Consider the following 6,592-nt stretch of genomic DNA (forward strand, 5'->3'; position numbering starts at 1 on the left):
GATCCCACCCAGCCCACAATCTGGAACCGGCCCGAACGTCCCCCCGTCAGGACCGAACGCGAACCCCCCCGCGCTACCGCAGGGACCCGCCGGAAGGCCAAGCACGACCCAGCCGCCGCCAATCGAGCGGCAGAGCCCCCGGCAGAGCTCGCCTCCTCCGCTGACAACGCCCCCTCCACCCGCGGCGCCCGGAATACCCGGCGTGCAAGCGGTGGCCGCCTCCGGCGCCATCACCGTGACAGTGACCGCGCCACCGGCCGGCGGACTCGTGACCAGCTACACGCTCACCGTCAACCCAGGCGGCACCCGCACTCTCACCGCACCAGCCACCATCAGCATCCCCGTGGCTGGATGCGCCACCGCCACCGCCACCGCCACCGCCACCGGCCCGGGCGGCAAATCGGCGAGCTCCGCCACCGCCGAAGCAATGGGCTGCATCCCCCCAAGCCCAGTGCGAAACCTTGCCTCGACTGATCTTTCCCACGATGATCCGGCCTACCGTAGCGATGGAAACATCTACCCAGGGGTCATCTCAGAAACGACCTGGGACCCGCCTGCAGACTCCGGTGGTGGCACCCTCGACTACATGATCACTGTTCACTACGACCTTGGCGCAGCAGACGAGACATATATACAAAGCACGACGAGCTTTCGCATTGGACGGCGAGGCGCCAACCCAGTCAACGGGATCAGCGTCGCGGCGCGCAACGCTGCCGGAACAGGCAAAGGTGTAACTGGTCCGATACCTTAATCTTCTTGGGGTGAGGCTGCTGCGGGTGTCCAGGGGTTGCCGTTGGCTAGCAGCCTGACACCTATCCGACAGCGATGAGCAGGACGGGGACGGCGGACGTCGCACTGCGGCCCAAACGGGCCGGCTAGACTGAGACGAAGTGTGGCAATGGGGACACGCGTCGTGCGGCTATCATGACGCGTACGAGGGGGATTCGTGTCAGAGAGTCATGATGTCGGTTGGGAGAACTTCGCCGCGGCGTTTCAGGCCGTGGTGGACAACGTCGGTCAGGTGATCCGCGGCAAGACCGACGCCGTCTCCCAGGCCCTCACCTGCCTGCTCAGCGGTGGCCACCTGCTGCTGGAAGACGTCCCCGGGCTCGGGAAGACATCCCTGGCCAGAGCGCTCGCCGCCTCCGTCCAGGCGAGCTGCCACCGGGTCCAGTTCACCCCGGACCTGCTCCCGTCCGACATCACCGGGGTGACCATTTACCAGCAGGGCTCCGGCGAATTCACCTTCCACGAGGGCCCGGTATTCGCCCACGTGGTGGTCGCGGACGAAGTGAACCGGGCATCCCCGAAAACACAGGCGGCACTGCTCGAAGTCATGGAAGAGGGCCGGGTCACCGTCGACGCGGTGAGCCATCCCGTGCCCCAGCCGTTCTTCGTCGTCGCCACCCAGAACCCGGTCGACATGGACGGCACCTACCCGCTACCGGAGGCCCAGCTCGACCGCTTCCTCATGCGGGTACGGGTCGGCTATCCCGACCGCGACGCCGAACTCGCGATCCTGCGCGATCGCCGCGCCGGCCTGCGGGTCGAGGACCTCCAACCGGTCCTCACCACCGACCACATCCTCGCCCTGGTCTCGATGGCGGCACAGGTGCACGTCGAGGACAACGTCGGCGGCTACGTCGTCGACCTGGTGACCGCCACCCGGTCGCTGCCCGGCCTGCGGCTGGGAGCCAGCCCCCGGGGCAGCATCGCGCTGCTACGAGCGGCGCAGGTGCAGGCGGCAGCGGCCGGCCGGGCATTCGTGATCCCGGAGGACGTGCAGCGGCTCGCCGCCCCCGTCCTCGCGCACCGGCTGCTCGTCACCCCCGACGCCGAGCTACGCGGCTACACCGGCGAAGACGCCGTCGCCGAGGCCCTGGCCCAGGTGCCCGTGCCCCGGACACTCGCCGGAGTCTGACCCAGCATGGCCACGGCAGCGGAAACGCTCCGAGAATCACGACCGGCAGCCGCCCGGAACTGGCTGCGCCGCGTGCGCGGGACGATCACCCCGGCCGGTTTCGGAGTGCTCGCCGGCGTCGTCGTCACCGGCACAGCCGCCGGAGTGCTGCGATTCCCGGAGCTGGCGGTACTCGCCGCCGGCGGCGCCGTGGCGCTGTTGTGCGCCGGCGCGCTGGTCTCCCGCCAGCCCACGTTCACCGTGGAAATCGAGGTGACGCCGGTGCGGGTCGGGCGCGGCGAACCGGCGATCGCCAGCGTCACGGTTCGCAACACCGGCAACCGGACGGTGACCGGCCCGGTACGGCTGCGCCTGCCGTACCAGACGGGCTCCGGGCCGGCGTCGGAACCCGCGGGCGGAGCCAGTGGCGGGACCGGTGGCCGGACGGCGAACGTCGCCGAGGCCGAGGTTCGATCGCTGCGGCCCAGGGCGCAGCGCATGATCGCCGTGACGCTGCCGACAGCGCGCCGCGGGGTGCTCCGGGTCGGGCCGGCGGAGCTGGTCAGCAGCGACCCGTTCGGGCTGTTCGCTCGGACGCAGCAGCAGGGCGGACCGGCGGCCGTGCACGTGTATCCGGTGGTCGAGCCGTTGGCCCCGCTGCCGTCGACCCGCGCCGGCCGTCCCGACGGACTGCCCGTCGACAGCGCGTCCCAGGGCGGGGTGACCTTCCACCGGCTGCGGGAGTACGTGCCCGGTGACGACCCGCGCCACGTGCACTGGCGGTCCAGCGCCCGCACCGGCACGCTGCTGGTCAGGCAGTACGTCGACCCCGCGGAGCCGGCGACGACGGTGCTGCTCGACACCCGGCGTCGGGCCTACCCGCCGGGCGACCCGGGTCTCGCCGCCTTCGACGCCGCGGTGGACGCCGCCGCGTCCGTCCTGCTGGCGTCCGCGCGGCTGCGCTACCCGGTGCGGCTGAGCACCACCGCCGGGCTGCGGCTCACCTTCAATGGCGGCCGGGCGGACGAGACCGCCGCCCTGGACGTGCTGGCCGGGATGGACCTGGTCGGCGCGGGCCCACCCGGTTCGGATTCCGGCGACGACGGTGACGGTGACGGTGACGGCGGCCCGTCGGCGGAGCAGACGCTCGTCGCCGCGGTCCGTGGCTCCTCCCGGCGCGCCATCGGCACGCTGGCCCTGATCAGCGGCACCGAGGACGCCCCCGCGACGGTCAGCGCCGCAGCGGTCGCCGTCGGGTTCGAGCGAGTGATCGTGGTCCGGGTCGGCGAGAGCGACAGCACCTCCTCGCTGGGCGGCGGACGACTGCGGGTACTCGACGTCCGCGGCGCCGCCGGCCTCGCGGCGCTCTGGCCGGCCCCGGCGGGGGGCGGCCGGTCCTCGCTGGACGGCCTCCGGTGATCGCACGCCTGGCCAGCCTGGGTACCGTCGCCTGCCTCGCGGGGCTCGCCGGCGCCGCCTTCCACCGCGGGTTCGGCCTGGGTGCCGTCCTCGGCCCGGTGGCCGCGGCCGCGATCCTCCCCGTGTTGCTGGCCGCGCTGCTCGCCGCCCTACTCGGTCGCGCCGGGCGCCGGCTCCCGCCGTTGCCGGTGTCGGTGCTGAGTTCGGCTGTGCTGTGGCTCGCCGTCGTCGCCGCGACGTTGTTCCGCCACGGTTCGCCGCACGCCGACGGTGTGTTCCCGGCGATCACCGACGGTCTGGTCAACGGAACCACCCGGCTGCTCGACACGACCCTGCCTGCACCGGATTCCCCCGACCTGCTGGTCGTCCCGCAGGCGTTGACGTGGCTGGCCGCGCTCTGCGGCGCCGAACTGGTGCTCAGAACCCGGTCGGTGCTGGCACCGGCGATACCGGCGCTGGTCGCCTTCGGTATCGCCGTGACGCTGACGGTGTCCGGCCCGGGCTCCAACCTGAGTATCGCCGGCGGCCTGGTGATCGCCGCCGCAGCGCTGGTCCTGTGTCGGCGGGCCGAACCACGGGCATCGACGGGCCCTGGCACCGGCCCTGGTCGTCCGACCTGGTTCGGGTTGTTCGGTCGGCTGGATGCACGCCGCGCCGCGCTGAGCCTGACGCTGGTCGCGGTGACCGCCGCCGGGGCGCTCGCGGCCGGTCCGGCGCTGCTTACCCCGAGCGCCGGGCCGTACGACCTGCGCGCCCACCACGGCGTCCCGTCGCACCCGCAGCCGACGGTCAGCCCGCTCGACTTCGTCTCCGCGTGGCTGCGCTCACCAGGCGACGTGCTGTTCACCGCCACCCCGGTCATCTCCCGCAACATCCGACTGGCCGTGCTCGACCGGTTCGACGGGCAGCAGTGGACCCCGTCGGCGCGCTTCACGCCCGCCGGCGGTCGGGTACCGCCGGCGTCGGACGCACCGCCGGCCGCGAGCCGGATCAGCGAGGACATCACCATCGGCACCCTGCCCGGCATCTTCCTGCCGCACGTCGACCGGCCGGTCGAACTCAGCGGCGACGACCTCGCCGTCGACACCGCCGGCGGCAGCCTGATCTCGAGCCGGCCGGTGACCCCCGGACGCACCTACAGCGTCACGTCCGCCGTGCCGCGCGAGCTGAGCCCGCCGCAGCTCGCGGCGCTGCGGACCGCGAACGTCGGCGCGTCGGATCCGACGCGAGCACTCCCGCCGGGGTTGCCCGCGCAGATCGCCGCGGCGGCGCGGGAGGTCGGGGCGGACGGAGGCACCCCGTTCCAGCGGGCCTACCGGCTGGAACAGTACCTGCGCACCCGGTTCACCAATGATCCGGAAGCCCCGTCCGGCCACGCCTACGGTCACCTCGCCTACTTCCTCGACCGCAGCCACAGCGGCACGTCGGAGCAGTTCGCCACGACATTCGCCGTCATCGCCCGAGTCCTGGGCCTGCCCAGCCGGGTCGTGGTCGGTTTCCATCCGGCCAGCAAGCCCACGTCCGGCGCGGCCCCGGCCGGGACCGATCAGGCCGTGGCGGTTCGGGCTGGGGCGGTTCGGGCCGTGGCGGTTCGGGCCGGGGATGTGCTGGTGTGGCCGGAGGTCGACTTCGCCGGGGCCGGCTGGGTGCCGTTCTACCCGACGCCGGAGCCGGGGGGCTCGAGCGGCGGGTCGGTCGCCACCTCGGCCCAGGGGGAACCGGCCGGTCGGGCCCAGAAGGTCACCGAGGCCGCCGCCGTGCCACCGCAGTCCGTGGTGGAGGCCGCGCCGGTCGGGCCGCCGCGGTCGTCCTCGACCTCGGTCGGCACCATCGTCGGGCTGGCCGCCGCCGGCCTGGTGGTGGCCGTCGGCGTGGCGTACCTCGTCCTCGCACTGTCCGCCCCGGCCCGGCGTCGGCGGCGACGGCGAACGGCGGGCGGCGATCGGGACCGGGTCGTCGGCGCCTGGCTGGACACGCTCGAGTCACTGGACCGGGCCGGCGCGCCGGTACCGCCGTCAGCGTCCGCGACGGCCGTCGTCGACCACGGATCGGCCCTGGTCGGACCGGGCGGGCGGGCGCCGCTGGCCGAGCTGGCCCGCCTGGCGACCGCGGCATTGCACGGGCCGAACATCCCTGGTGCACCGAACTCCGTGAGTGAACGGGAGGCCGAGACGGCCTGGCAGCACAACGCAACGATGCGCGCCGAGCTGCGCCGTGCCACCCCGCGCGGTCTCCGGGCCCGCCGGCACCTCGCGCCCGCCGCGGTCTTCGGCTCGGCCCACCGGGTCCACAGTCGGACGCGGCCCGCACCTGCACCGGCTCGTGGACCTACTTTGTCAGCACCGAGCGAGCCCCGGTGAACGAACACGACGGGCCGATGATCGACGGCTACCACTCGCTACGGCTGATCGGACACGGCGGGTTCAGCCTCGTCTACACCGCCTACCAGGACAAGCTGGATCGCACCGTCGCCGTGAAGGTCATCAACGCGGACCTGCTCGACGCTGCGGCGGCCCGTCGCTTCGCCCGGGAATGCCGGGCGACCGGGCGCCTCACCGGCCATCCGAACATCATCACGGTGTTCGAGGTCGGCTCCGCCCGCGATCGCCGCCCCTTCATCGCGATGCAGTACCTCCCCGCCGGCTCCATGTCCGACCGGCTGCGCCGAGAAGGCCCGCTCGGGGTGGCGGAGACCCTGCGCGTCGCGGCGCAGATCGCCGACGCCCTGCACGCCGCGCACAGCCTGCAGATCCTGCACCGGGACGTGAAGCCCGGCAACATCATGCTCTCCGACCGCGGCGACCCGGTGCTGAGCGACTTCGGCATCGCCACCCTGGGACTCGGCACCGAACGGTCGGGTACCGACGGCGCCTTCACCGTGGCCTTCACCGCCCCGGAGGTCCTGCAGGGCTCCCGCGCCACCGTCGCCTCCGACCTGTACAGCCTGGGCGCGACGATCCACACCCTGCTGTCCGGGACCCCGCCGTTCGGCTGGCTACCCGGCGACTCCACCCCGGCGATGATCCTGCGCATCCTCCACGAGGAGATCCGCCCCCTGCACCGGGCCGACGTCCCCGACGAGGTCGAACGGGCCCTGCACTCGCTGATGTCCCGGGACCCGTCCCGCCGCCCGGCCAGCGCCGCGGACGCGGCCGCCGAGCTGCGCCGCCTGAACGCGCTGCTCGGCTTCACCGTCCGCCAGACGCCCCCCAGACCCATCGGCGAGCTGGCCCCGCCGTCCGCCGCGGGAGGCGTCCACGCTGACGCCCCGCC

Annotated in this window: 5 protein-coding genes; all 5 read left to right on the forward strand. The window is 73.3% G+C overall.

Annotated features, from left to right (window positions below; all coding sequences use genetic code 11):
- Positions 1–211 precede the first annotated feature (211 nt).
- On the forward strand, positions 212–751 hold the full coding sequence (locus NBZ85_RS25685; RefSeq protein ID WP_261562750.1) for a hypothetical protein: 540 nt from the start codon (positions 212–214) through the stop codon (positions 749–751).
- 195 nt (positions 752–946) lie between these two features.
- The gene (locus NBZ85_RS25690; RefSeq protein WP_261562751.1) at positions 947–1,921 is read left to right on the forward strand and encodes an AAA family ATPase; all 975 of its coding nucleotides are present in this window, start codon (positions 947–949) and stop codon (positions 1,919–1,921) included.
- A 72-nt stretch (positions 1,922–1,993) separates the two neighbouring features.
- Positions 1,994–3,319 (forward strand): DUF58 domain-containing protein, encoded by a 1,326-nt coding sequence (locus tag NBZ85_RS25695; protein ID WP_261562752.1) that lies wholly within the window; start codon positions 1,994–1,996, stop codon positions 3,317–3,319.
- On the forward strand, positions 3,316–5,679 hold the full coding sequence (locus NBZ85_RS25700) for a transglutaminase TgpA family protein (protein WP_261559729.1): 2,364 nt from the start codon (positions 3,316–3,318) through the stop codon (positions 5,677–5,679). Before NBZ85_RS25695 ends, NBZ85_RS25700 begins: the two co-directional genes overlap by 4 nt.
- Positions 5,676–6,592, forward strand: a 917-nt coding sequence (locus tag NBZ85_RS25705; protein WP_261562753.1) for a serine/threonine-protein kinase, incomplete at its 3' end; no start/stop codon positions are given. The genes NBZ85_RS25700 and NBZ85_RS25705, both read left to right, overlap by 4 nt.

This window comes from Frankia tisae (genome assembly GCF_025403405.1).
Classification (GTDB): domain Bacteria; phylum Actinomycetota; class Actinomycetes; order Frankiales; family Frankiaceae; genus Frankia; species Frankia tisai.